This window comes from Qipengyuania gaetbuli (assembly GCF_009827315.1).
In the GTDB taxonomy this organism is placed as follows: domain Bacteria; phylum Pseudomonadota; class Alphaproteobacteria; order Sphingomonadales; family Sphingomonadaceae; genus Qipengyuania; species Qipengyuania gaetbuli.
The window spans coordinates 698,284-721,980 of the sequence record NZ_WTYF01000004.1 but is presented as its reverse complement, the minus strand read 5'-3'; the positions used below and the strand labels follow the sequence as shown (position 1 = coordinate 721,980).

The following is a 23,697-nucleotide window of genomic DNA, read 5'->3' as shown; positions in this document are numbered from 1 at the left end:
TTGCCGTCAAGCTCGTGGCTTCGGCGGGCAGGGGGCCGATTATCAGTGGGAACAGGGCAGCAAGGGGGAGCGCGAAGGAACTCATTTGGCGTTCTCCTCGCTTTCGTCCTCGTCATCAATGAGGATGCGGTGTGCGGCACCGTCGAGATCCTCGAACTGCCCGTCGCGCATGGCCCAGAAGAACATCGCCAGCCCGAATACGCCCATGCCGAGCGCAATCGGGATGAGGATCGCAAGGCCGCTCACTTCGCGGACCTTGCGAGGCGGAGCGAGTTCGCGACCACGACCAGCGAGCTGAGCGACATGGCGATGGCCGCGATCAGCGGTGTGACCATGCCTGCCAGCGCCAGCGGAACAGCCAGCACATTGTAGCCGATGGCGAAGGTGAAGTTCTGGCGGACGATACGCATCGTGTCGCGCGCCACGCTCACAGCAGTCGCCACGGGCGCAAGGCGTTCGCCGATGAAGACCGCATCTGCGGCTTGCTGGCTGATGTCGCTGGCCGTGCCCGGCGCGATGGAGGCGTGGGCGGCAGCGAGGGCAGGGCCGTCGTTGAGCCCGTCGCCGACCATCAGCGGGAAATGCCCCTCGCTGCGCAGGGCTTCGAGCCGCTCGAGCTTTTCTTCCGGACCGACACCGGCAAAACCTTCGAGGTTGAGTTCCTCGACCACCTTCGCGACGGCACCAGGGCGGTCGCCGGAAATGACCTGCGAGCACACGCCCATGCGGGCCAGCGTGTCGATCGCCTCCTTCGCGTCGGGTCGCAGGGCGTCCGAAAACAGGATGGGATGAGCGAGCCCGCCGACATGGAGTGTGGTGGACATGCCCGGCCCGCCGATCTCGTTGCGGCGCAGCGCGACCGAAGAATTGTCCCAGGTCGCCACGATCCCTTCGCCCTTGATCTCGCTGATATCGGCAAGGGTCGCAGGTTTCACGCCTTCCGCCCGCAGGCTTGCCGTGAGACCGCGGCTGAGCGGATGGCTGCTCGCCTGTGCAAGTGCGAGGGCCACCGATTTGGCGCGTGCGTCGAGATGCGAGATATCGGGGCGAGGCTCGCCCAGCGTGAGCGTGCCGGTCTTGTCGAACAGGGCGATATCGACCTCTGCCAGCCGTTCGAGCGCTGTCCCGTCCTTGACCAGCAGGCCTTTCTTGATGAGCGCACCGGAGGCGACCACTTGCGCCGCCGGAACTGCAAGTCCCATCGCGCAGGGACAGGTGATGATAAGCACTGCAATCGCAATGACGAGCGACTGGTGCCAGCCGGCGCCCGCGATCATCCAGCCGATGAAAGCGAGCACTGCCAGCGTGTGAACCGCAGGCGCATAGAGCCGCGAGGCGCGGTCCGCGATACGAACGTAGCGGCTGCGCGATTGGCCCGCTTCATCCATGAGGCGCGCGATTTCTGCCAGCGCAGTGTCGCCCTGCGTCGCCGTAATCTCTACAGTCAACGGGCCTTCTAGCGCGATCGCGCCAGCATGGACCGTATCGCCGGGGGCGACGGCTTCCGGCGTACTTTCGCCCGTCAGCATGGCATTGTCGAGCGCGCCCTTGCCGGAAACGACCGTCCCGTCTGCGGCGAGGGCTTCGCCGGCCGCCACGATCATGGTCATGCCGGGAAAGAGGTTTTCCGCCACGATCCGCTGCGTGCTGCCGTCCTCCTGGACAATGGCCGCGCTCTTGCCCATGCGCGAGAGCAGGGCACCGATGCCTGCCCGCGTGCGGTTGCGCATCATCGCGTCGAGCGAGCGACCTGCGAGCAGGAAGAAGAGCAGCATGACAGCGCCATCGAAATAGGCGTGCTCGCCGCCGGTCAGCACTTCGTAGAATGACATGCCCGTCGCCAGCAGGACACCGATAGAGATGGGAACGTCCATGTTGGTGCGGCGATAGCGCAGCGCCATGGCCGCGCTGGCGAAGAACGGCCGGCCGGAATAGGCCACCACCGGCAGGGCGATAAGGGCGGAGAGAAGGTGGAACAGCTCGCGCGTCACGCCGCCTGCGCCCGACCACACGCTGACCGACAGCAGCATGATGTTCATCATGCCGAAGCCCGCGACTGCAAGCGCGCGGAATAGGCGCTTTGCCTCCCGGTCGTCTTCCGCGAGCGGATTGGCGGCCACCGGCTGCGCTTCGAAGCCGAGGTGCTCGAGCGCGGAGATCAGCGCCTCGTCGTCCACGCGCGCAACATGGCGCACCGCCACCCGCTTGGCAGAAAAGTTCACGCGCGCCGCGTCGACACCATCGATTTCGCCAAGGCCCCGCTCGATCTTCGCGATACAGCCTGCACAGCGCATCCCCGGCACGGTGAAGCGGCTGTCGACCAGCGCCGGAGCCTCATCGGGCAGGGGATTGGCGAGGGCGTTCATCCCACGGGGCGCTCGATGCGATATTCTTGTTCGCCTTCGGCAAGGGTCAGGCGGACCAGCCAGCGTCCTTCCGGCAGCGGCGCGGTGCTGACGAAGCGGCCGTCATCTGCCGCTTCGAGTTGCCAGCGCAGCGGTTCTGCCCGGCCGAGCGGGTGACGCAGTTCGGCAATCGCCAGCGTGCCTTCGGGCGTGCCCTCGGTCTGGACTTCCAGATGGCCTGCCCCATTGCGCGCCACACGGGCCGACCAGCCGAGTTCGTTGGCCTCTTCCGCTGCGGCCAGCCAGCCGTTGAACTTTTGGCTGGCGACGTAGGAATTTTCGACCACGACCCCGCCGAAGCTGTTCACGGCAAGGCCGGCCATCATGAAATTGACAGCGACCACCACGCCGAAGCCTCCGACGAGGATGCCGGTCATGTGCCAGCCCGTGAAACGCTTGGTCATCATTCGCTCTCCGGTGCGCTGAAGCGGGTTGTGCCGCTGGCGGTTTCGGGTTGCTGGTCGTCGGTCGCCAGCGTGAAGGTGAAGTCCTGCTGGCCGCTGCCCGCAGGTGCCACGACATAGGCCCTGACGGTCCGCGTCTCGTCCGCCGGGACGGTGAAGGCCTGGCTGCGCGCCGCCGCATCCTGGCTGATACGGTCGGTCCAGAAACGGCCGCCTTCCAGCCCCTCCATCGCCACGGTCATCTCGCGCGGGCTGGTGGTCATGTTGCGCAGCTTGAGCGTGTAGGAATTGCGGATGGAACCGTCGCTCATCAGCATGAAGGGCGGATTGCGGTCGGGCGAAATGGTGAGATCGAGATGCGACCGCGTGCCGAGCGCGAAAAGCAGGGCAAAACCGATCGCCGACCAGATGCCGAGATAGACCAGCGTGCGCGGACGCAGCAGCGCCTTCCACGGCGGGCGCGGGGTTCCGCCTGCCGCCTCGCGCTCGCAGTCCTCCAGCGTCGCGTAGTCGATCAGGCCGCGCGGGCGACCGATGTCCTTCATCACCCGGTCGCAGGCATCGATGCACAATGCGCAGGTGATGCAGCCGATCTGCGGTCCTTCGCGGATGTCGATGCCGGTCGGGCAGACCTGCACGCATTGGGTGCAGTCGATGCAGTCACCGAACTGGCCGGGGTTCTTGGCGGCCTTCTTGACGCTGCCTCGCGGTTCGCCGCGCCAGTCCTTGTAGGTCACCAGCAGCGATTTTTCGTCCATCATCGCGGTCTGTATGCGCGGCCAGGGGCACATGTAGATGCACACCTGTTCGCGCATGAACCCGCCCAGCGTGACCGTGGTCAGCGTCAGGACGGCAACCGTGATGTAGGCGACCGGCGCAGCCTCTCCGCGCCAGAAATCATGCACCAGCGTGGGTGCATCGGCGAAATACATGATCCACGCGCCGCCGGTCCAGAACCCGATGAAGAGGTAGATCGACCACTTGAAGGCACGGCGCATGACCTTGCTCCACGTCCACGGCGCCGCATCGAGGCGCATGCGCGCATTGCGGTCGCCGTCGACGAAGCGGTCGACGTGCTGGAACACGTCGGTCCAGACGGTCTGGGGACAGGCGTAGCCGCACCACGCGCGGCCGACCGCGCTGGTGACGAGAAACAGGCCGATGCCCGCCATGATCAGCAGGCCGGCGACGAAGTAGAATTCATGCGGCCAGATCTCGATGCCGAACATGTAGAAGCGGCGGTTGGCGAGATCGACCAGTACCGCCTGGTCCGGCGCGTAGGGGCCACGGTCCCAGCGGATCCACGGCGTGCCGTAATAGATCGCCAGAGTGACCACCATGACCAGCCACTTGAAACGGCGGAACGGGCCGTCGATGCGCTTGTTGTGAACCGCCTTGCGCGCTTCGTAGAGCTTTTCGGGCAGGTCCTGGCGCGGCGGCTGTTGCGGCTCGTGCCGCCGCGTAGCGGCTTCAGGGCTGGCAACGGCACTCGAGACGGGGTCGTTGGTCTTGACGACCCCGTCTTCGATTACCTGCCGCGGATCGTCATTCTGCGGCATCGGCTTCGGCGACCGGTTCTGCGACCGGAGCCTCCACGAAGTCCTCGCCTCCCCCGCGCGAATGGACGAATGCCGTCAGCATCTTGATGGTCACCGGATCCAGCCGATCGGCCCATGCAGGCATTGCGCCCATCTTGGGGTTCACGATCTGCGCCCGGATGGCTGCAGCACTGCTGCCGCGCAGCCAGATGGCGTCGTCGAGGCGCGGCGCGCCCAGTTCGCGGTTCCCCTCGCCTGCGGTGCCGTGGCAAGCGGCGCAATTGTCCGCGTAAGTGACAGCGCCAGCGGCATTGGGCTGTTCCAGACCGCTGAGCGACCGCACGTGCGAGACAAGCGCAGCCATCTGGGCATTGTCGAACGCGCCCTCGAACGGGGGCATCACGCCTTGACGGCGATCTTCACCCGGCTGGCGGATGCCGTGCGTGATCGTGTATTCGATCTCGCTCATCGAGCCACCCCACAGCCAGTCGTCGTCGTTGAGGTTGGGATAGCCGAGGTCCTGATAACCCGCAGCGCCCGATCCGTGGCACTGCGAACAGTTCACGCGGAATGCCGCGGCACCGCCCGCGATGGCCTGTTCCATCAGTTCGGGATCGGCCGCCAGTTTCTCCACGTCCAGAGCGGCGATCCGCTCGTTCACGCTCATGCGGGCCTGGTCGGCGAGATCCATCTCGTTCGCCAGCTGGCCGCGGCTGGTCCAGCCGAGCATGCCCTGCGTCGCGCCCGAGATCATCGGCCAGGCAGGATAGGCGACCGTGTAGGCAAGGCCCCAGAAGACCGTCAGGTAGAAGGTCCACAGCCACCAGCGCGGTAGCGGTGTGTTCAGTTCCTCGATACCGTCCCATTCGTGACCGACGAATTCGGTCCCGGTCGGCTGGTCGATGCGCTTGTCGTCATTCGCCATCGGGCATGTCCTTGAAAATCGAATTGGCGGCGTTCTGGTTGTGCTGGTGTGCTCCGGGACGGAACGGCCAGGCGCAGAGCGCGAGGAAGGCGACCATCATGGCTGCAAGGCCATAGCTGTCGGCGAAGTGGCGCAGGGTTTCGTACATCCTCAGCGCCCCTTCTCGGTGGCGAGTTCCTCCTGCGCGGCGGCGCTGTCGACATCGACCAGCGTGCCCAGCATCTGGAGGTAGGCGACCAGCGCATCCATCTCGGTCAGGCGAGCCGGATTGCCGTCGTAATCGCGCACCTGCGACTTGGGATAGCGGGCAGCGAGGTCCGCCGCATTGCCGGCAGGGTCAGCCTGCAGCTTGAGGTCGGCTTCGGCCTTCTCGATCTGCTCGTCCGAATAGGGCACGCCCACCCGGCGTAGCGCCGTGAGGTTCGCGGCCGGATCGGCGATCGACAGGTCGGCCTCCGCCAGGAAGCCGTACTGCGGCATCACGCTTTCAGGCACGACATCCTGCGGATTCTTGAGATGCTGCACGTGCCATTCGTCCGAATAGCGGCCACCGACGCGGGCAAGGTCCGGCCCGGTCCGCTTGGAGCCCCACTGGAACGGGTGGTCGTACATGCTCTCTGCCGCGAGGCTGTAGTGGCCATAGCGTTCGACCTCGTCCTTGAAGGGACGGATCATCTGGCTATGACAAGTATAGCAGCCTTCGCGGATGTAGATGTCGCGGCCGGCGAGTTCGAGCGGTGTGTAGGGACGCATCCCGTCCACCTTCTCGATCGTGTTGTCGATCCAGAACAGCGGGGCGATTTCCACGATGCCGCCGATGGTGACGGTGAGGAAGGTCGCGACCGCCATCAGGGTGACGTTGCGTTCGAGCCGCTTGTGGCCCTTGACGGTTTCTTTGACGACTTGGTCGGTCATGCTCGTTCTCACTCGGCCGGTACGGCGGCAGGGGGAAGGGGACGGTCGGCGTTCTCGTCGTGCGGGGTCTCGGTCATCGGAGCTTCCTCGCGGACACGACCGGCGAGGGTCTGCCACACGTTCCAGATCATGATGACGTAACCCGACAGGTAGAGCAGGCCGCCGAAGGCGCGCAGCAGGTACATCGGGTGCAGCGCTGCGACGGTGTCGGCAAAGCTGTTCACGAGGTAGCCGTCGGCACCGTATTCACGCCACATCAGGCCCTGGGTGACGCCTGCCACCCACATGCTGGCGGCGTAGAAGACGATCCCCAGCGTCGCGAGCCAGAAGTGCCAGTTGATCATGCGCAGCGAATACATCCGCTTGCGCTTCCACAGGCGCGGCACGAGGTAGTAGACGCAGGCGAAGGTGATCATGCCGTTCCAGCCAAGTGCGCCGGAATGGACGTGGCCGATGGTCCAGTCGGTGTAGTGCGACAGGCTGTTCACGGCCTTGATCGACATCATCGGGCCTTCGAAGGTGCTCATCCCGTAGAAGGCGAGCGCCATGACCATCATGCGGATGATCGGGTCGGTGCGGATCTTGTCCCAGGCGCCGTTCAGCGTCATCAGGCCGTTGATCATGCCGCCCCAGCTGGGCATCCACAGCATCACCGAGAACACCATGCCCAGCGTCTGCGCCCAGTCGGGCAGCGCGGTATAGTGGAGGTGGTGCGGACCCGCCCAGATGTAGAGGAAGATCAGCGACCAGAAGTGGATGATCGACAGGCGGTAGGAATAGACCGGGCGTTCGGCCTGCTTGGGGACGAAGTAGTACATCATCGCCAGGAAGCCGGCAGTCAGGAAGAAGCCGACCGCGTTATGGCCGTACCACCACTGGGTCAGCGCATCCTGAACCCCGGCGAAGACCTGGTAGCTGCGCGAACCCGTCAGGCTGACGGGGATGGCGAGGTTGTTGACCACGTGCAGCATTGCCACGGTGATGATGAAGGCGAGGAAGAACCAGTTGGCCACGTAGATGTGGGGTTCCTTGCGCTTCACGATCGTGGCGACGAAGACGATGAGATAGGCGACCCAGACGATGGTCAGCCACAGGTCGACGTACCATTCGGGCTCGGCGTATTCCTTGGACTGGGTAACACCGAGGAGATAGCCGGTCGCCGCCAGCACGATGAACATCTGGTAGCCCCAGAACACGAAGCGCGCGAGCGAGGGGAAGGCCAGCTTGGCGCGGCAGGTGCGCTGGACGACGTAGAAGCTGGTCGCGAGCAGCGCGTTGCCGCCAAACGCGAAGATCACCGCGCTGGTGTGCAGCGGGCGCAGACGGCCGAAATTGAGGTATGGCTCGAAATTGAGCTGCGGAAACGCAAGCTGCAGGGCGATATAGAGCCCTGCCACGAAGCCTGCCAGGCCCCAGAACATCGTCGCCAGCACGCCCCAGCGGACCGGATCGTCGTCATACTGGCTTTCCCCCGGCGGGATGCGGAAGAAGCTGTTGAGCGATGTCGTGGGATCGAACCTTGCGGCGCTGACCAGGACGAGGGCGAAGGCCGTCACCGCGACGATCAGCGCATGCGCGGCGAAACCGCCATCCTTGGCTGATAGCATCGCCGCCAGTGCCAGCAGGGCGATGACAAACCACAGTGCCACGCGCCCGAGAGCAGATTCAGCTTGCATTGAAATCTCCGTTGTCCGGCACTGCTGCTAGCCACCCGCTGGCGGGCAAACTTTGATCCAGCGCAATTTTGATCAAAAATTTCACGCGGCCTCGGTCAGGTATCCGGCCCGCGCCTCGAGGGCGCGCAGGTCGACCAGTTGCACCCCCGACTTGCCGACCGTGCGGACGATCCCGAGGTCACGCAGGATGGTGAACTGGCGGCTTACCGTCTCGATGGTCAGACCGAGGCTGTCGGCGATGTCCCGCCGCGACATCGGCAGGTCGATGAAGGTGAGGCCTTCGCGTTCCACGCCGATGCGGTGCGCCATGCCCACCAGGAAGCTGGCGAGCCTTTCGGTGGCGGTCTTGCGGCCGAGCGTGAGCGACTTTTCGCGCGAACGCGAAAGCGAACTGCGCGCCGTGTCGAGCAGGCTGCGCAATACGGCAGGATCGCCGCGGGCAAGGTCGGCGAAGCTGGCGTAATCGAACACCAGGAGGTCGCTCTTGCGCAGCGTGCTCAGCGTATAGGAATGCTCGGCGCGAGCCGGGACGACGACCAGTTCGTCGGGGAAATGGAATGCGACCACCTGGTTGCGGCCGGCAGAGGCATGGGCGACCAGCTTTATCGCGCCCGATGACACGAACACGAGATGGTCGCTCCCCTCGTCGAGGCCGAGAGCAACGTCGCGCGCTGCGTCGACGGGGCGCGCCAGCGAGCGAAAACGCAGGATGGCGTCATCGCCAAGATGTGCCGGCAGGTGCAGCTGCGCAAACCGGTCGAATTGCTCGGCGAAGGTCATCATTGCGCGGCGATGCCGCACAAAACCTTTGGCGGCATTGACCTAAATCAAGGTCAGGGCCTTGCGCCAAAGGCATTGGGACTGGCGAGCGCTGTAACAACCTCGGCCGTAAAGGACGGCCACTGCAGCGCCAGGACGGAAATCATGAAGAACAAGTTCGCGCTGAGCTTCGCCACGCTGGCAATCGCAGCTTTCCCGGCCACCGCATCTGCCGAAGCCGGCGACCTGCAGGTCAAGCTTCTGGGCACGCTGGTCAGCCCCGACGGGGAAATCACGCGTGTGGACACCGACATCGTCGGCCTGCCTGCCGATACGCAGACCAAGGCCAACGACAACTTCGTGCCGACGCTGGCTATCGAATATTACTTCAGCGACAATTTCTCGGTCGAGACGATTTGCTGCATGACGCAGCATGACGTCGATGCCGTGTCGGGCCTCCCGGGCGCAGAACTGGTGTCGAACGCCAAGGTGATCCCTGCAACCTTCACCGCGAAGTACCACTTCGACCTCGGCGCGGTGCGCCCCTATGTCGGCGCAGGCCCGACCTACTTCCTGTGGGTCGGCGAAGATCCCGGCGCGGCTACCCTGCCGCTGGGTGTGACCGACACCGACCTGTCGGACGAATTCGGCGTCGCACTGCAGGCCGGCTTCGATGTCGATCTCAACGACAAGGGCCTTGGCCTGACTTTCGATGCCAAGCGCTATTTCGTCGACACCACCGCGCAGTGGTACGTCGGTGACACGCTGGCCATCCAGACCAAGCACAAGCTCGACCCCTGGGTGCTCAGCGCCGGCGTCAGCTACCGGTTCTGACCGGCATAAAGGTGCAGCCGCGCCGCGGGAGGAACACCGAGTTCCCGCGGCGCGGCTGCGCTTCGCATTTCAGAAGGGGAGAGCCTCGACGAGGGCCCCCTTGTTGCAGACAGGTGATCCGGCAGGACGCCTGATCAGCCAGTCGGCTGCTGCGAGCGGTGCCTGCGCCCCGCTTTCCTGGTTTCCTACCGGTACCAACCCCTCCAACGTGGCCGTTGCCCTGACGAATGTCTCGCGGTCGCCGGCGTGCGGCAGGGACGCAGCCAATGGCATTGAAACGAAGCGCAACTCTGCTGCCGGAATTCCGCCCTGCATCGCTGCCAGCAGCGGGCGCAGCAACAGGCGCGCGGTGACCATGGCGGATGTCGGATTGCCCGGCAGGCCCATCACAAGGCGGCCATTGGCTCTTCCGAACCACACCGGCTTACCGGGCTTGATGGCGACACCTGCGAAGACAAGGTCCAGGCCTGCCTTGCCGAACATAGGCTTGGCGAGGTCGTGATCGCCCACAGATGCGCCGCCGGTCACGACCACGCAATCGGCGGCTTCCAAGGCCTTGGCGGCCACCTCTTCCAGCAATTCGAGCCGGTCGGCGCCTCTCGCGCGCAGGACCACTTCACAACCCATCGCCTCGCACATTGCCGCTACGCCGTAGCTCGCGGATTCGGAGATTGCACCCGCCTTCAAATGCGCAGTCCCGGGGGCCGCCAATTCTTCGCCTGTCGCGATAATCGCGATCTTGGGCGTGGTTGAAACCTCTACCGTGTCCCGGTCGGCAGACGCCGCCGCAACCATTGCGCGGGGTGCCAGACTTGTCCCGGCCGCCAGAAGCAGGTCGCCTGCGCGAAAATCGCTGCCGGCAGTCCGGACATGCCGCGCCGGACCGAAGCCGCTGCGGAAGCGGACCTGTCCGCCTTCGCGCTCCGCATATTCCTGCATGATCACGCAATCTGCGCCCGCAGGTAGCGGAGCGCCGGTGAATATCCGCATGGCAGTGCCCGGTTCGAGGGTGCCGGGGTCAGGCAGGCCGGGTCGGCTCTCTCCGGCCAAGCTCATCCACCGGTCCGGCTCCACATTCTCCAGGGTCACGGCATAGCCGTCCATTGCCGACACGGCGCGGGAAGGGGCGTCAGAGCGCGCATGGAGCGGGGCCGCGAGGAAGCGCCCTGCGGCTTGTTCGAGCGGCACGCTTTCGGCGGGTAAGGGGCGAACAGCGCCCACAAGCAGCGCGAGCGCCTCGTCGAAGCTGGTCATGGATGCCTTCTAGGGCTGCCGGCCATTGCTTGGCCAGAGCGGCTTTTGCCTTAGGCGCCCTTGAATGCGGCCTTGCGCTTCTGGAGGAATGCCATCGCACCTTCGACCGCATCCTGCGTGCTGCCCGCGATACGCTGGGCATTGGCCTCTGCCGCCAGCGTGGCTGGGAAATCGGCCTGCAGCCCGTCGCGCAGCGTGCGCTTCATCTGGCCGAGTGCCACCGTTGGGCCATTGGCCAGCTTTTCGACCAGCGCGCGGGCTTCGCTTTCCAGCGCGTCGTCTTCCACGCACTTGTAGATGAGGCCGATGCGTTCGGCTTCCTCGCCGTGGATCTTCTCGCCCAGCATCATCATGCGCGTTGCCTGTGCGGTGCCGATGAGACGCGGGAGCATCCAGCTCGATCCGCCATCGGGCACGAGGCCGATGTTGACGAAAGCCTGGAGGAAATAGCCGCTCTTGCCTGCAAGCACGAAATCGGCGGCAAGCGCGATCGAGCATCCGACGCCGGCTGCAGGGCCCTGAACCATCGAGACGACGGGCACGGGAAGGCTGGCCAGTGCCTGCACCATCGGATTGTAATGTTTGCTGAGCGAGGCAAAGGCGCGATCGCCGCCGCTGACCGACATTTCGGCATTTGCAGCAAGGTCCGCGCCAGAGCAGAAGGCACGACCTTCGCCGCGCATCAGCACTGCGCGGGCATCGCCGATATCGCGCAGGGCGGTGAAGATCTCGTCCGCCATCTGCGGGGGGCAGGCGTTGAGGCGTTCGGGCCGATTGAGCGTGATCGTCAGGACCGGACCTTCGCGGGTCGCCGTGATCATTTCGAAATCGCTCATCACTCCAGTCCCTCTCTCATGTGTCTGTGCAACCCCTCTGCGCAAATCGGTGCGCGATTGCAACCTATTGCGAGGGGCGTAGCCAGATTGCGCGACCGTCCTCGCCGTTCAGGATGCTGCCCGCAGTTCCTACCGGCTCGCTGGCGCCGTCGGTGAAGAAGGCAATCATCTCTGCGTCGTCGCCCGAGATGGCGGCGAGAGTGCGCTTGCCCTCGGGCGTGCGTGCCACCACGACACCCTCGCGCGCTCTGCCGTCGCGCTCGTAGAACACGGTATATGTCTCGACCGTCGCGGGACCGGCGTATTCCTCGTCGAGTTCGGGCACTTCGCCGCGACGCTCATCGGCTTCTGCCTGGTAGTCGAAGTCCTGCGGGAAGCTTGCACCGGTCGGCTGGCCCGACAGCAGGATCGTGTGGTTGTGCGTCGCATAGCCGCCATTGGCGAACAGCAGGCCCTTGTCCGCCGTGCCGCGTAGCCGCAGCACCATCTCGGCAACCGCATGGCTCATGTAATTGCCGATCGGCCCGCCGCCGAAAGTGAGGCCGCCGAACACGCTGGACGGCTTGTCCAGCGGCCAGCCGAGCACGCGGCGCGCCATCTTCGGCACGCAAGGGAAACAGGAATAGAGTTCGACATAGGCTAGGTCGCCCGCTTCGACATCGTTCAGCTGCATCGTCCGCTTGATCGACGTGGCAAGGCTGGGCGAGGCATCGTAGCGGTCGCGGGCAAGGAAATTGCCGCTTTCGTGCGCCGCAACGCCATATCCCACGAAGACCACCTGATTATCGGAAAGACCGCGTTCGCGCGCTTCGCCGAGGCTGGTGACGAGGAAGCCCGCGCCCTGGTTCACCGATGAATTGGCGACCTGGAGCTTGGTATAGGGGAAGGCGATCGGGCGATTATTGCCCGACGGGGTGACGATGTCCCCGGCATCTGCCTCGCGGCGGATCCAGGCGCTTTCGTTGCTGGCTGCGACCTTGCTCATGCCGGCCCAGATTGCGCCGCTTTCCGCCTGCCCTTGGGCGAGCGTCTGGCCATAGGCAGCGCGTCCGGCATTCTCGTAGAGCGGGTATACATCGGTCGGCACGACCAGCCCGAACCCCTGCGCATAGCCCGTGCGCCGCCGGTGCGAGGCATCGCGCAGCGCGTTGGGCTTGGAGCCGTCTTCCCGCGGCTTGAGCGCTGCGAGGCGTGCGGCGGTGCGCAGGGCTTCGCCGCCGGCCACTGCGCACACGCTCGCTTCGCCACTGGCGATGCGGTTGGCGGCTTCGTGGAGGAGCAGGATCGGGCTGTCGCCATTGGGCATGGCGGTTTGCATCCGGTGGGCCGGTTCGATGCCGAGCCTTTCGGCCAACACCCCGTCGACCGGGTTGAGCTGCGGCCACGCCAGCTGCGCGACCACGGCAAGCGAATCGCAGGTCTCCAGCCAACCGCCGCCCGCATCAGCATCGGCGCGTCGAAGCGCCTCTGCCATCAGCCCGATTGGGTCGAGGGCGTCGCCGGGATTTTCGGTGCGGTCGTTGATCTGGCCAACGCCGATGATGACGGGAATGCGGTTCGGGTCCTGATCGCTCATGCGGTCAGGGTTAGCGGGAAGCGCCGAATACGCAAATGGGAGAAAGTGGCTGGGGTGGCAGGGATCGAACCTGCGAATGTCGGTACCAAAAACCGATGCCTTACCACTTGGCTACACCCCAGCAGGCGGGCGCTCCTATAGCGCGCCCGCCGCCGATGTGAAGGGGGTGTTAGAGCTTCTTGCCCTCGAAATCCGCTGCCGAGTGGCGCTCGAGAAGCTGCGTGTCCTCGTCGCCCCACGCCTTGTTGACGATCCGCCCGCGCTTGACGGCGGGGCGAGCCGCTATCTGCTTGGCCCAGCGCGCGACATTCTCGTATTCGTGGATCGAGAGGAAGGTCTTCGCCTCGTTGTAGATCGTGCCTTCGACGAAGGGGGCGAGCCAGGGGAAGGTGGCAATATCGGCCACCGTGTATTCGTCGCCGCCAAGGTATTCGCTGTCAGCAAGCCGCTTGTCCGCGACATCGAACAGGCGCTTGGTTTCCATGGCATATCGGTTGATCGGATATTCGTACTTCTCCGGCGCGTAGGCATAGAAATGGCCGAAGCCGCCACCGATGAAGGGCGCGCTGCCGACTTGCCAGAACAGCCAGCTGAGGACTTCGGCGCGCGAGGCGTCGGTCGGCAGGAACGCGCCGAACTTTTCTGCCAGGTGCATCAGGATTGCGCCGCTCTCGAAGACGCGCACCGGTTTCTCGCCGCTGCGGTCGAGCAGGGTGGGGATCTTCGAATTGGGGTTGAGGTCGACGAAGGCCGATCCGAACTGGTCGCCATTGCCGATGTTGACCGTGAAGGCATCGTATTCCGCGCCCGAGTGGCCAGCTTCGAGCAATTCCTCGAACATGATCGTGGCCTTCACCCCGTTGGGCGTGGCCAGCGAATAGAGCTGGAAGTCGTGGTCGCCAGTCGGCAGGTCCTTCTGCTCGCGTGCGCCGGATGTCGGGGCGTTGATGCTGGCGAAGCGCCCGCCGTTCTCTGCGTCGTTGGTCCAGACTGCGGGCGGGGTATAGGTCGGGTCGGCCATCGGGTTCTCCTTTGCGTGATGGGCTAGTTGGCTCATCCGTTCGTCGCAAGATGGGGAACCGCTACAGGCCTGCCACGGTTCTTCGCTTCGCCATGACGAAGCTCATCTATGTCGACGACAGCCTGCCAGGCATTTCCCGCAAACGCGCCGGCAAGGGCTGGGCCTATTACGATGAGAGGGGCAGGCTGATCGGCGATGCGGCGGAGAAGAAGCGGCTCAATGCGATCGCCTTGCCACCGGCCTATACCGACGCATGGTTCTGCCCGGCGGCAAACGGGCACATCCTCGCCACCGGCATCGATGCCAAGGGGCGCAAGCAGTACCGCTACCATCCGGAATTCCGCACCGCGCGCGAGAGCGAGAAGTTCGATGGCTGCATCGCATTCGGCAATCTGCTGCCGCTGGTGCGCAAGCGGGTTGAGGACGATCTGAAAGGCCGCAATCTGACGCGCGAACGGGCCGTGGCCAGCGTGGTGCGCCTGCTCGACCTCGGCGCCGTGCGCGTGGGGAACGAGGGATATGCGGAGCGCAACAAGAGCTTCGGAGCCACGACCCTGCGCCGCCGCCATGCCGAAGTGACGGGCAAGACCCTGCGACTCAGGTACAAGGGCAAGTCCGGCAAGATGCGCGAGGTCACGCTGACCGACGGCACGCTGGCGCGCATGGTGCGCTCCATGCAGGACCTGCCGGGCCAGAACGTGTTCAAATATGTCGACGGGGACGGAGAAGTGAATGCGGTCACCTCCAGCGACGTGAACCATTATCTCGAAGAGGCCATGGGCGAGCGCTTCACAGCCAAGAACTTCCGTACCTGGCACGCGAGCGTGCTGGCGCTCGAATGCCTGCGTAATGGCGAGGGGAAGATGCCGCTCAAGGCGCTACTCGACTGCGTGGCCGAGAAGCTGGGCAATACGCCTGCTGTGACGCGGAGGAGCTATATCCACCCCGCCGTGATCGACCTCGTGGAACGGCAGGAAGAGTGGCGGGCGAACCTGCGCCTCCCGCGTGCCACGCGCTGGCTGACGCGCGAGGAACGGGCGCTGATCGATCTGCTGCAGGAAGCGCCGGCGGCAGCGGAGTTGCTGAAGGCCGCATGAGCCTTGCATCGATTATCTTTTAGAGATAATCGCATGGGCATGCATATCGCGGGACAGAAACTCAAGGCCTGGCGCCTGTCGCAGGAGCCGCCACTTTCCGCGGAAGAATTCGCCTCGCGGCACGGCTTCAAGACACAGACCGTATTCGGCTGGGAGAGCAAGGGCCGGATCGCCCGCGCCGATGCCCAGCGCAAACTTTCCGAGCTCGGTATATGCCAGCCCGCCGACTGGATAACCCCCGCCTCTGAAGGCGAGAAAGACACCCGACCAATGGCCAAGGGCGATACGCACCCCTTCTACGACCTGCACACCCATGGCTTCGTACGGGTGGCAACGGCCACGCCGCGCACTCGCACGGCAGACGTCGCCTACAATGCGCAAGGCATTCTGGAGCAGGCCGAAAAGGCGCACGATCAGGGTGTCGACCTGCTGCTCTATCCCGAGCTGTGCCTTTCGTCCTATGCGATCGACGATCTGCACTTGCAGACGGCGCTACTCGAGGCGGTGGAGCGGCACCTGTCAGACATTGTCGCGGCATCGGAGAGGCTTTCGCCGGTCCTCGTCATCGGCGCGCCGCTGCGGCGCAACGGGCGCATCTACAATTGCGCCATCGCCATCACGCAGGGCCGCATTCTTGGCGTTGTTCCCAAGAGTTACCTGCCCAATTACCGTGAGTTCTACGAGAAGCGCTGGTTCAGCCACGGGCGCGAATGCGTCGGGCTGGAAATCGCGGTGGGCGGCGAGACTGTACCCTTCGGAACGGATATGGTGTTCGAGGCGAGCGACTTGCCGGGTTTCACTTTCGGAATCGAGATCTGCGAGGATTTCTGGTCACCCAACCCGCCCGGCACGCTTGCCGCGCTGGCCGGGGCGACGATCCTACTGAACCTCTCGGCCTCGAACATCACCATCGGCAAGTCGGACGAGCGGCACATGCTCACCCGTGCCAGTTCCTCGCGCTCGGTCTGCGCCTATGCCTATTCGGCGAGCGGTTATGGCGAGAGCACGACCGACCTCGCGTGGGACGGGCAGGGCATGATCTACGAGCTTGGCGACCTGCTGGTCGAAAGCGAACGCTTCGACCATGCGCCCGAGCTATGCGTGACGGATATCGACACCCGCCGCATCCTTGCCGAGCGGATGCGGATGCAGACCTGGGGCGACGCCGGGGATTTCGCCGGACGGCCCGAGGACTGGTATCGCCGCGCCACGTTCGAGCACGGGGCAGCGCGCCGCGATATCGGATTGGTGCGCCCGATCCGCCGTTTCCCCTTTGTGCCCAACCGGCGCGAGAAGCTGGACGAAGATTGCTACGAAGCCTTCAACATCCAGGTCGATGCGCTGATGCGCCGGATCGAATCCACGAAGGCGAAGGCCATTGTGATCGGCATTTCGGGCGGGCTGGATTCGACCCACGCGCTGCTCGTCGCGGCCAAGGCTATAGACCGGCTAGGGCGGCCCCGAACGGACATTCGCGGTTACACCATGCCCGGCTTCGCGACCTCGGACCACACCAAGTCCAATGCATGGGAGCTGATGGAAGCTTTCCACATCACGGCCGAGGAAATCGACATCAAGCCGGCTGCGCGCCAGATGCTGGAGGATATCGACCACCCGTTCTCCGACGGCGAGCCGCAATACGACACCACCTTCGAGAACGTGCAGGCAGGCCTGCGGACCGACTACCTGTTCCGTCTCGCGGGGCACCATTCGGGCTTCGTGCTGGGCACGGGCGACCTGTCCGAACTGGCGCTCGGCTGGTGCACCTATGGCGTGGGCGACCAGATGAGCCATTATGCGGTCAATGCCGGCGTGCCCAAGACGCTGATCCAGTACCTCATCCGCTGGACGACCACGACGCACCAGTTCGACGACGGCGTGGACGAGATATTGCTCGCCATCCTCGACACCGAAATCAGCCCCGAACTGGTGCCGGCAGGAGCGGACGGAGCCATCCAGTCCACCCAGTCGATCATCGGACCTTATGAGTTGAACGACTTCTTCCTCCACCACGTCATCCGCTGGGGGCAAAGCCCGAGCCATGTCGCCTTTCTCGCATGGCACGCGTGGAAGGACGCGCAGGCGGGGTTGTGGCCGATCGATTTCCCGCAGGAAGCGCGCAACCAGTACGACCTTTCCACCATTGCCAAATGGCTGGAGAATTTCGTGAAGCGCTTCTTCGCATTCAGCCAGTTCAAGCGCAGCGCACTTCCCAACGGTCCCAAGGTCAGTGCGGGCGGCGCCCTGTCGCCCCGCGGCGACTGGCGCGCGCCAAGCGATGCGGTGGCGGACGTCTGGCTGGCCGACCTGCACGGCGTGCTCCCGCCGCTGGAAGGCTGAGCCCGTGTCGCCCCGCGCCTTTGCCATCATCATGGCGTGCAACGTCGTCTGGGCGCTCAATGTCGTGGTCAGCAAGATTGCGGTCAGCGACCTCGAGACGCCGCCCTTGTTTTATGCCCTCCTGCGCTCGGCCATCGTGGCGTTGGCATTGCTGCCATTGTTGCGACCGGTTCCGAGGCAATTGGGTAGAGTGATGCTGATCGGGCTCGCCATCAGCGGCGGGTCGTTCGCCCTGCTGTTCATGGGGCTTCAGACAGCCAGCCCTTCCGCAGCGGGCGTCGTCAGCCTTTCGGGTGCACCGATGACGGTGTTGTTCGCCATCCTGTTCCTCGGCGAGCGCATCCGTTGGAAGCGTGGCCTCGGCATCGCGCTGGCCTTCGGCGGCGTTCTCTACGCGATGACGGGCGGCAACCAGATGGAGGCGAGCACCGGCCTCATCCTCATCTTTGCCGGTGCCGTCGTCGGTGCGCTGGGCACGGTGTTCATGAAGCAACTCGATATCTCGTCGATCCGCCTGCAGGCGTGGGCGGCCCTCGCGTCGGTTCTCGTCCTGCTGCCGCTGTCGCTGGCGATGGAGACAGGGCAGGCAACGTCATGGCGCGCGGCTCCGTGGGAACTGGCGGCCTGCCTGGTCTTCGCCGCGATCGTCGTATCGGTCGGCGCGCACACGGCCTACTACCGGCTGCTTCAGGAAAACGACGCCAATCTCGTCGTGCCCCTGACCCTTATGACTCCGATCCTGACGATCGTTTTCGGAGCTTGGCTTACAGGCGATGCGGTGAGTACGAGGCTGGTCGTGGGCGGGGCTATCGCGCTGGCGGGCGTTGCGATCATCGTCCTCAGGCCCACGCGCAATATCTTCAAGCCGCTGCTCGTGAAGACGCGGATATAATGCTGTTCTTCGTGAAATCAGCAGTTTGGGCGACGCACTTGCCAGAGCGGTGATTCCGAGTCACACATCCGGCACGGATCGTTAGGGACGCATCCGGCCACGGCACAAGGCCAGCCGCTCACTTCAAGGGGGGACGAGCATGGCTGTTGCCGGTTCAAGCAATGCGTGGATTCTCGAGAACAGCCAGCGACTGCGGCTGTTCACGCTGTTCATTCTCTACGTCGGGCAAGGCATGCCCATCGGCCTGTTCTGGTTCGCCATCTCCGCCTGGATGGCGGTGAACGGGGCGTCGGCTGCGGATGTCGGGACGGTCGCCGCACTGACGGCGCTGCCCTGGTCGCTGAAGCTGGTGAACGGCTTCATCATGGACCGCTACACCTTCCTGCCGATGGGAAGGCGCAGGGCGTGGATACTTGGCGCGCAGTTCGTGATGATCGCGTGCCTGGTCGCCGCCGCCTTGATCGATCCGGCAGTGACCGACGTCACCATCCTCGGCGGCATAGGCTTTGCCGTGAACATGGCGACGACATTTCAGGATGTCGCCGTTGATGGCCTTGCAGTCGATATCATGACCGAAGAAGAACGGGCCCGCGGGTCGGGGATGATGTTCGGCGGACAGGCGATCGGGGTCGGCGTTGCCACGGCCATCTGCGGATTCGTGATCGAGCGTCTGGGTGCGCCAGCCGCCTTCCTTATCGTTGCGGCGCTAATCTTCGCCCTGTGCGTCTACATCGCATCCTTCAGGGAACGCGGCGGAGAGAGGTCGCTGCCGTGGAGCGCGGGGCAGGCGCATCGGCGGAACCTGGAAATTCAGCTCGATGCCTGGTGGCCGCTCCTCAAAGCGACGTTCCATTCGATGAGCCGGGCGGTGAGCCTGCTGTGGATACCGTGCCTGTTCGGGCGCGGGATGCTCTACGGGGCGTTCACAGGGGCCACCCCGCTGATCGGGGCGAATTATGCCGGCTGGGATACGTCGGAAATCGCCAGCCTTACCGCGACGGGCGGCCTGTTGGCGGGCGTGCTGTGCATAACGCTTGGAGGCTGGCTTGGGGACAAGTTCGGCGCGAAACGGATCGGCCTGATGTGGCTCGCCTCCGGAATAGCCCTTTGCGCGGTCATGTATTTCGGTGTGGGCTATTGGAGCAATTCGGCCGTCTTCGTGGCCTTCGTGTGCTTCTGGATCCCGCTGGACATGCTGATCACGGTCGCGCTGCTGCCGATCTCCATGCGCCTGTGCGATCCGACGGTCGCCGCCACGCAGTTCACGATCTACATGGCCGTGTCCAACTTCGGCATTTCGTTCGGTGCTTTCATGCTCGGCAAGACCGATGCGCTCGGGGGCTTGCCGGCGATTTTCCTCATCGTGGGGGCCGGTCTGGCCGGGGCCCTGACATTGTTGCTGACCGTCCAGTATCCGCGCCGCCCCGAGTATTATGAACTTCGGAAGCGGCGCGAGATACTGGCGGCGCAGAAGCCTGCCTGATCAGGCGGCCAGCTGTTCAACCTGCTGGTGTGCCTCGGCGATCTTTTCTTCGCCGCCTTCACCCATGATGCCGTCGGCAGCGACGATTTCCACGTCCTTGATGCCGAGGAAGCCGAGGAAGAAGGTCAGCCACGGCGTCATGAAGTCCATCGCGCTGCCGACCGGCGTGCCGCCCGAAGCGGCGGTGATGTAGGCCTTCTTGCCCGTCAGCAGGCCCTCGGGACCATTGGCGGTGTACTGGAAGGTCGTGCCGGCACGCGCGACGAGGTCGGCCCAGGCCTTGACCGTCGCGGGGACCGAGAAGTTGTAGATCGGCACGCTGAAGACCAGTGTATCGGCCGCCTTGAGTTCCTCGATCAGCTCGTCGGCGACCTTTGCCAGCTCATGCTGCTCGGGCGAGCGGTCGGCATAGGGCGCGAGGTTGGCGGCGAACCGCTCGGCGTCGATGAAGGGCAGGTCGTTCTGCGACAAGTCGCGGGTGACGACGCTTGCGCCCTGCTTCGCGGCGAGGCCTCCAACGAGCTTGCCGCCAAGGCTGCGCGATACGGAATCGCCGTCACGGATGCTGGCGGTGATGTGAAGGATGGTGCTCATGTGTCTGTCTCCTGTTCAGGCTGCGTCGACGAGGACGAGTTCGCTGTCCTCAAGCGCGGTGATGGTGATGCTGTCTTCCTTGGTGATGGCGATGCCGTCGCGGGCCTTCGCCTCGATATTGCCCACGCGGATGCTGCCGGTGGCGGGCACGAGGTAGAGGTGCCGGTCGGCCTGGGCAGGCGTGTAGGTCACGCTTTCGCCTGCCTTGACCGTGGCACCCAGCACGCGGGCATCGGTGCGGATGCGCAGCGCATCGTCATCGTTGGCAGCGCCGCTGGCGAGCGGCACGAACTGGCCGGCACGGTCGTCCTTGGGGAACTGCCGTGCGCCCCAGCTGGGATCGCCGCCGCGTTCGGACGGGATGATCCAGATCTGGAACAACGTGGTTTCCTCGTCTTCGAGATTGAACTCGGAATGGGCCACGCCGCGTCCCGCGCTCATCACTTGGACGTCGCCTGCCTCGGTGCGGCCTTCGTTGCCCATGCTGTCGCGATGGGTGATCGCGCCGCTGCGCACATAGGTGATAATTTCCATGTCCTGGTGCGGGTGGGTCGGGAATCCGCTCTTCGGAGCGATCTTGTCGTCGTTCCAGACGCGCAGGGCGCCCCAGTTGACGCGCGAGGGGTCGTGGTAACTGGCGAAGGAAAAGTGGTGGTGCGCATCGAGCCAGCCGTGGTTGGCCGCGCCGAGCGTATTGAAGGGCCGTAGTTCGATCATCATGTATCTCCCTGTGGGAATGCTTCGTTGGGAAGAGAGATAGAGTTTGCGCTGCGTTCCGATAACTGCGATAAAACACATCAGGATGTTCAGGAAATCCGAACAATGAAGTTGGGCGAACCGAGCCTCGACCAATTGCGCATCTTCCTCGCCGTGGCGGAGGAAGGCAGCTTCGGCGCGGCCGCGCGGCGCATAGGGCGGGCGGTTTCCGCCGTCAGTTATGGTATCGCGCAAATGGAGTCGCAGCTCGGCGTCACCCTGTTTGATCGCGAAGGATCGCGCCGGCCCGTGCTGACCGAAGAGGGTCGCGGCCTGCTTGCCGAGGCCAAGGGCATCGCCGACGGGATCGATACCTTGCTGGCCAAGACGCGCAGCCTCCACGCGGGACTCGAAAGCGAGGTCTCGCTGGTGGTCGACGTGATGCTGCCGGGCGAGGTCACTGCCAGCGTGCTGCGCGAATTCCGCGCGATGTTTCCCACCGTCGCCTTGCGCTTGCAGGTCGAGGCGCTGGGGGCGGTGGCGGCCTGCCTGCTCGATGGCGGCGCGGACCTTGCCGTCGGCGGGCCGGTGCTGGCGGACCATCCCGAGCTGGAACGGCAGGCGATCGGTGAGGTCGAGCTGGTGCCCGTGGCCGCCCCTGAGCACCCGCTCGCCCGCAAAGGAGTTGGGCCGGGCGAAAGCCGCAAACACCTGCAGCTCGTCCTGTCCGACAGGTCGCCGCTGACGGAGGGACGCGAGTTCTCGGTCCTGTCACCGCAAAGCTGGCGGCTGGCCGATCTCGGCGCCAAGCACGCGCTGCTTAAGGAGGGCATCGGCTGGGGCAACATGCCGCGCCACACGGTGAGCGCGGATATCGCCGAAGGCCGGCTATGTCTGCTCGACCTGCCCGAAAAGCCCGGCGCGAACTACACACTCAGCGCTCTATGGCGCCGCGATGCGCGCCCGGGGCCTGCGACGAGCTGGTTGATCGATGCGATGCGCGACCGGCTGGGCGATTGCAGCGCGGTCGAGCCGTCTGTTGCCGCGAGGGGTTAGAGCTTCACGGTCCAGCCGTGAGTATCGGGAACGGCGCCCTTCTGGATGCCGACCAGCTTTTCGCGGATCTTGTTGGTGATCTGGCCCGTGCCGCCGCTGCCGATGTGGAATTCGCCGTCGGGGCCGAGCACCGTGCCGACCGGTGTGACCACCGCTGCGGTACCGCAGGCCATTGTCTCCAGCAGGCGACCCGAGGTGGCATCGGCGCGCCACTGGTCGATGCTGTAAGGCTCCTCGCGCACGGTGAGGCCTTCCTCGCGCAGCAGCTGGATCAGGCTGTCACGGGTGATGCCCGGCAGGATCGTGCCGGTGAGCGGCGGGGTGATCACGCTGCCGTCGTCGAAGACGAAGAACAGGTTCATGCCGCCCAGTTCCTCGATCCATTTCTTTTCGACCGCATCGAGGAACACGACTTGGTCGCAGCCGTGTTCGATACCTTCGGCCTGCGGCACCAGGCTGGCAGCGTAATTGCCGCCGGTCTTGGCCGCGCCGGTGCCGCCGGGGGCCGCGCGGGTATAGTTGCGGCTGACCCAGATCTTCACCGCCTTCGCGCCGCCCTTGAAATAGCCGCCGACCGGCGAAGCGATCAGGATGTACTTGTACTGGCGGGCCGGACGCACGCCGAGGAACGCTTCCGAGGCAAACATGAAGGGCCGCAGGTACAGCGCGCCGTCGGGAATGGTCGGTACCCAGTCGCGGTCTATCGCGACCAGCTGGCGGATCGATTCGAGGAACAGTTCCTCCGGCAGTTCGGGCATGGCCATGCGCCGGGCGCTGTCGTTGAAGCGGCGGGCATTCTGCTCGGGGCGGAACAGGGCAAGGCTGTCGTCGCCCTGCTTGTAGGCTTTCATCCCCTCGAAGATTTCCTGCGCATAGTGAAGCACGGCTGCGGCGGGATCGAGGCTGATCGGCTCGCGCGGGCCCAGCGTCGCCTTGTGCCACCCGCCCTTGTCGGCATCATAGTCGATCACGACCATATGGTCGGTGAAGAGCTTGCCGAAGCCGGGGTCGAGAAGGGCCTGCTGGCGCGTTTCGCCGGGAACCGGGGCGGGGTGGGGGATGTGCTCGAAATCCATGCCCGCGCGGTTAAAGGGAGTCATTGTGTTCCGCAAGCGCGTCCGCGCTCGCGATATCCTCGCTCACGCGACCTGGCGGTCGCATCGCTGCGGGCGGCCGGTCGGCCTTGCACTCGCCATTGGCTCGCGTTTTTGATTCCAAGCCCAGAGCCAATCTTGGTCACGGCAGTCAGAACGCGACCGCGTGACGGCCGGTCAGGCCGAAGCCAAGCGACGCGGATGCGTCGCGCCCGGCGTCTGAGGGCTACGACCCGAAATGAGAAGGGCAGCTTCGCCCGGAGGAGAAACTGCCCTTCGCATGGTCAGCGGCGGAAGTGCCG

22 protein-coding genes and 1 tRNA gene are annotated in these 23,697 nt (G+C 64.9%); 6 read left to right on the top strand and 17 right to left on the bottom strand.

The window, feature by feature from the left end:
- Nucleotides 1–81: 81 nt before the first annotated feature.
- From ccoS to GRI42_RS05845, 9 genes are all read right to left on the bottom strand, one after another.
- Nucleotides 82–246, bottom strand: a complete 165-nt coding sequence (gene ccoS / locus GRI42_RS05885; RefSeq protein ID WP_160607399.1) for a cbb3-type cytochrome oxidase assembly protein CcoS — start codon at nucleotides 244–246, stop codon at nucleotides 82–84.
- Complete coding sequence (locus tag GRI42_RS05880) at nucleotides 243–2,366, bottom strand: heavy metal translocating P-type ATPase (RefSeq protein WP_160607398.1); 2,124 nt, start codon at nucleotides 2,364–2,366, stop codon at nucleotides 243–245. Before GRI42_RS05880 ends, ccoS begins: the two co-directional genes overlap by 4 nt.
- The gene (locus tag GRI42_RS05875) at nucleotides 2,363–2,809 is read right to left on the bottom strand and encodes a FixH family protein (RefSeq protein ID WP_160607397.1); all 447 of its coding nucleotides are present in this window, start codon (nucleotides 2,807–2,809) and stop codon (nucleotides 2,363–2,365) included. Before GRI42_RS05875 ends, GRI42_RS05880 begins: the two co-directional genes overlap by 4 nt.
- Nucleotides 2,809–4,368 (bottom strand): cytochrome c oxidase accessory protein CcoG, encoded by a 1,560-nt coding sequence (gene ccoG / locus GRI42_RS05870; protein WP_160607396.1) that lies wholly within the window; start codon nucleotides 4,366–4,368, stop codon nucleotides 2,809–2,811. Before ccoG ends, GRI42_RS05875 begins: the two co-directional genes overlap by 1 nt.
- Nucleotides 4,355–5,272 (bottom strand): cytochrome-c oxidase, cbb3-type subunit III, encoded by a 918-nt coding sequence (gene ccoP, locus GRI42_RS05865; RefSeq protein ID WP_160607395.1) that lies wholly within the window; start codon nucleotides 5,270–5,272, stop codon nucleotides 4,355–4,357. Before ccoP ends, ccoG begins: the two co-directional genes overlap by 14 nt.
- The gene (locus GRI42_RS05860) at nucleotides 5,262–5,420 is read right to left on the bottom strand and encodes a cbb3-type cytochrome oxidase subunit 3 (RefSeq protein ID WP_160607394.1); all 159 of its coding nucleotides are present in this window, start codon (nucleotides 5,418–5,420) and stop codon (nucleotides 5,262–5,264) included. Before GRI42_RS05860 ends, ccoP begins: the two co-directional genes overlap by 11 nt.
- A gap of 2 nt (nucleotides 5,421–5,422) precedes the next feature.
- Complete coding sequence (gene ccoO / locus GRI42_RS05855) at nucleotides 5,423–6,187, bottom strand: cytochrome-c oxidase, cbb3-type subunit II (RefSeq protein ID WP_160607393.1); 765 nt, start codon at nucleotides 6,185–6,187, stop codon at nucleotides 5,423–5,425.
- Nucleotides 6,188–6,195: 8 nt separating this feature from the next.
- Nucleotides 6,196–7,863, bottom strand: a complete 1,668-nt coding sequence (ccoN, locus tag GRI42_RS05850) for a cytochrome-c oxidase, cbb3-type subunit I (RefSeq protein ID WP_160607392.1) — start codon at nucleotides 7,861–7,863, stop codon at nucleotides 6,196–6,198.
- Nucleotides 7,864–7,944: 81 nt separating this feature from the next.
- Entirely contained in the window at nucleotides 7,945–8,646 is a 702-nt protein-coding gene (locus GRI42_RS05845) for a helix-turn-helix domain-containing protein (protein ID WP_160607391.1), read from the bottom strand.
- A 141-nt stretch (nucleotides 8,647–8,787) separates the two neighbouring features.
- Here GRI42_RS05845 and GRI42_RS05840 point away from each other — a divergent pair, with 141 nt between their 5' ends.
- Nucleotides 8,788–9,456 (top strand): OmpW/AlkL family protein, encoded by a 669-nt coding sequence (locus tag GRI42_RS05840; RefSeq protein ID WP_160607390.1) that lies wholly within the window; start codon nucleotides 8,788–8,790, stop codon nucleotides 9,454–9,456.
- Between the two features lie 69 nt (nucleotides 9,457–9,525).
- Here the strand turns inward: GRI42_RS05840 and GRI42_RS05835 are convergent, their stop codons facing one another.
- From GRI42_RS05835 to yghU, 5 genes are all read right to left on the bottom strand, one after another.
- Nucleotides 9,526–10,710 (bottom strand): molybdopterin molybdotransferase MoeA, encoded by a 1,185-nt coding sequence (locus tag GRI42_RS05835; RefSeq protein WP_160607389.1) that lies wholly within the window; start codon nucleotides 10,708–10,710, stop codon nucleotides 9,526–9,528.
- A 50-nt stretch (nucleotides 10,711–10,760) separates the two neighbouring features.
- A complete protein-coding gene (locus GRI42_RS05830; RefSeq protein WP_160607388.1) occupies nucleotides 10,761–11,546 on the bottom strand; it encodes an enoyl-CoA hydratase-related protein in 786 nt (261 codons plus the stop codon).
- A 64-nt stretch (nucleotides 11,547–11,610) separates the two neighbouring features.
- Nucleotides 11,611–13,122: an acetyl-CoA acetyltransferase gene (locus GRI42_RS05825; RefSeq protein ID WP_160607387.1), complete on the bottom strand. Its 1,512-nt coding sequence runs from the start codon at nucleotides 13,120–13,122 to the stop codon at nucleotides 11,611–11,613.
- 46 nt (nucleotides 13,123–13,168) lie between these two features.
- Nucleotides 13,169–13,243, bottom strand: a tRNA-Gln gene (locus tag GRI42_RS05820).
- Between the two features lie 48 nt (nucleotides 13,244–13,291).
- The gene (gene yghU / locus GRI42_RS05815) at nucleotides 13,292–14,143 is read right to left on the bottom strand and encodes a glutathione-dependent disulfide-bond oxidoreductase (protein WP_160607386.1); all 852 of its coding nucleotides are present in this window, start codon (nucleotides 14,141–14,143) and stop codon (nucleotides 13,292–13,294) included.
- Between the two features lie 92 nt (nucleotides 14,144–14,235).
- Here yghU and GRI42_RS05810 point away from each other — a divergent pair, with 92 nt between their 5' ends.
- The 4 genes from GRI42_RS05810 to GRI42_RS05795 all read left to right on the top strand — a co-directional run bounded on the left by GRI42_RS05810 (nucleotide 14,236) and on the right by GRI42_RS05795 (nucleotide 19,955).
- Nucleotides 14,236–15,240 (top strand): DNA topoisomerase IB, encoded by a 1,005-nt coding sequence (locus tag GRI42_RS05810; RefSeq protein WP_234033857.1) that lies wholly within the window; start codon nucleotides 14,236–14,238, stop codon nucleotides 15,238–15,240.
- A 270-nt stretch (nucleotides 15,241–15,510) separates the two neighbouring features.
- Entirely contained in the window at nucleotides 15,511–17,580 is a 2,070-nt protein-coding gene (locus GRI42_RS05805) for an NAD(+) synthase (RefSeq protein ID WP_160609094.1), read from the top strand.
- 4 nt (nucleotides 17,581–17,584) lie between these two features.
- Nucleotides 17,585–18,472 carry a DMT family transporter gene (locus GRI42_RS05800; protein WP_325065304.1) on the top strand — a complete coding sequence of 296 codons (888 nt, stop codon included), beginning with the start codon at nucleotides 17,585–17,587 and terminating at the stop codon, nucleotides 18,470–18,472.
- Between the two features lie 139 nt (nucleotides 18,473–18,611).
- Nucleotides 18,612–19,955: an MFS transporter gene (locus tag GRI42_RS05795; RefSeq protein WP_160607383.1), complete on the top strand. Its 1,344-nt coding sequence runs from the start codon at nucleotides 18,612–18,614 to the stop codon at nucleotides 19,953–19,955.
- Here GRI42_RS05795 and GRI42_RS05790 read toward each other — a convergent pair whose 3' ends face one another.
- Both GRI42_RS05790 and GRI42_RS05785 read right to left on the bottom strand, forming a co-directional pair.
- Entirely contained in the window at nucleotides 19,956–20,549 is a 594-nt protein-coding gene (locus GRI42_RS05790; protein ID WP_160607382.1) for an FMN-dependent NADH-azoreductase, read from the bottom strand.
- Between the two features lie 15 nt (nucleotides 20,550–20,564).
- Nucleotides 20,565–21,266, bottom strand: a complete 702-nt coding sequence (locus GRI42_RS05785; protein ID WP_160609093.1) for a pirin family protein — start codon at nucleotides 21,264–21,266, stop codon at nucleotides 20,565–20,567.
- 105 nt (nucleotides 21,267–21,371) lie between these two features.
- Between GRI42_RS05785 and GRI42_RS05780 the strand changes: the two genes are divergently transcribed.
- Nucleotides 21,372–22,301 (top strand): LysR family transcriptional regulator, encoded by a 930-nt coding sequence (locus tag GRI42_RS05780; protein ID WP_160607381.1) that lies wholly within the window; start codon nucleotides 21,372–21,374, stop codon nucleotides 22,299–22,301.
- On the opposite strand, the gene GRI42_RS05775 is transcribed toward GRI42_RS05780, so the two are convergent.
- On the bottom strand, nucleotides 22,298–23,377 hold the full coding sequence (locus tag GRI42_RS05775; protein WP_199800430.1) for a branched-chain amino acid aminotransferase: 1,080 nt from the start codon (nucleotides 23,375–23,377) through the stop codon (nucleotides 22,298–22,300). The two genes, GRI42_RS05780 and GRI42_RS05775, sit on opposite strands and share 4 nt — an antisense overlap.
- Between the last annotated feature and the right edge of the window lie 320 nt (nucleotides 23,378–23,697).

Bases quoted from the DNA above. Each gene is read 5' to 3' on its own strand.
- GRI42_RS05880 (WP_160607398.1), bottom strand. From the start codon at position 2,366: ATGAACGCCCTCGCCAATCCCCTGCCCGATGAGGCTCCGGCGCTGGTC.
- GRI42_RS05875 (WP_160607397.1), bottom strand. From the start codon at position 2,809: ATGACCAAGCGTTTCACGGGCTGGCACATGACCGGCATCCTCGTCGGA.
- ccoG (WP_160607396.1), bottom strand. From the start codon at position 4,368: ATGCCGCAGAATGACGATCCGCGGCAGGTAATCGAAGACGGGGTCGTC.
- ccoP (WP_160607395.1), bottom strand. From the start codon at position 5,272: ATGGCGAATGACGACAAGCGCATCGACCAGCCGACCGGGACCGAATTC.
- GRI42_RS05860 (WP_160607394.1), bottom strand. From the start codon at position 5,420: ATGTACGAAACCCTGCGCCACTTCGCCGACAGCTATGGCCTTGCAGCC.
- ccoO (WP_160607393.1), bottom strand. From the start codon at position 6,187: ATGACCGACCAAGTCGTCAAAGAAACCGTCAAGGGCCACAAGCGGCTC.
- ccoN (WP_160607392.1), bottom strand. From the start codon at position 7,863: ATGCAAGCTGAATCTGCTCTCGGGCGCGTGGCACTGTGGTTTGTCATC.
- GRI42_RS05845 (WP_160607391.1), bottom strand. From the start codon at position 8,646: ATGATGACCTTCGCCGAGCAATTCGACCGGTTTGCGCAGCTGCACCTG.
- GRI42_RS05840 (WP_160607390.1), top strand. From the start codon at position 8,788: ATGAAGAACAAGTTCGCGCTGAGCTTCGCCACGCTGGCAATCGCAGCT.
- GRI42_RS05835 (WP_160607389.1), bottom strand. From the start codon at position 10,710: ATGACCAGCTTCGACGAGGCGCTCGCGCTGCTTGTGGGCGCTGTTCGC.
- GRI42_RS05830 (WP_160607388.1), bottom strand. From the start codon at position 11,546: ATGAGCGATTTCGAAATGATCACGGCGACCCGCGAAGGTCCGGTCCTG.
- GRI42_RS05825 (WP_160607387.1), bottom strand. From the start codon at position 13,122: ATGAGCGATCAGGACCCGAACCGCATTCCCGTCATCATCGGCGTTGGC.
- yghU (WP_160607386.1), bottom strand. From the start codon at position 14,143: ATGGCCGACCCGACCTATACCCCGCCCGCAGTCTGGACCAACGACGCA.
- GRI42_RS05810 (WP_234033857.1), top strand. From the start codon at position 14,236: ATGACGAAGCTCATCTATGTCGACGACAGCCTGCCAGGCATTTCCCGC.
- GRI42_RS05805 (WP_160609094.1), top strand. From the start codon at position 15,511: ATGGCCAAGGGCGATACGCACCCCTTCTACGACCTGCACACCCATGGC.
- GRI42_RS05795 (WP_160607383.1), top strand. From the start codon at position 18,612: ATGGCTGTTGCCGGTTCAAGCAATGCGTGGATTCTCGAGAACAGCCAG.
- GRI42_RS05790 (WP_160607382.1), bottom strand. From the start codon at position 20,549: ATGAGCACCATCCTTCACATCACCGCCAGCATCCGTGACGGCGATTCC.
- GRI42_RS05785 (WP_160609093.1), bottom strand. From the start codon at position 21,266: ATGATCGAACTACGGCCCTTCAATACGCTCGGCGCGGCCAACCACGGC.
- GRI42_RS05780 (WP_160607381.1), top strand. From the start codon at position 21,372: ATGAAGTTGGGCGAACCGAGCCTCGACCAATTGCGCATCTTCCTCGCC.
- GRI42_RS05775 (WP_199800430.1), bottom strand. From the start codon at position 23,377: ATGGATTTCGAGCACATCCCCCACCCCGCCCCGGTTCCCGGCGAAACG.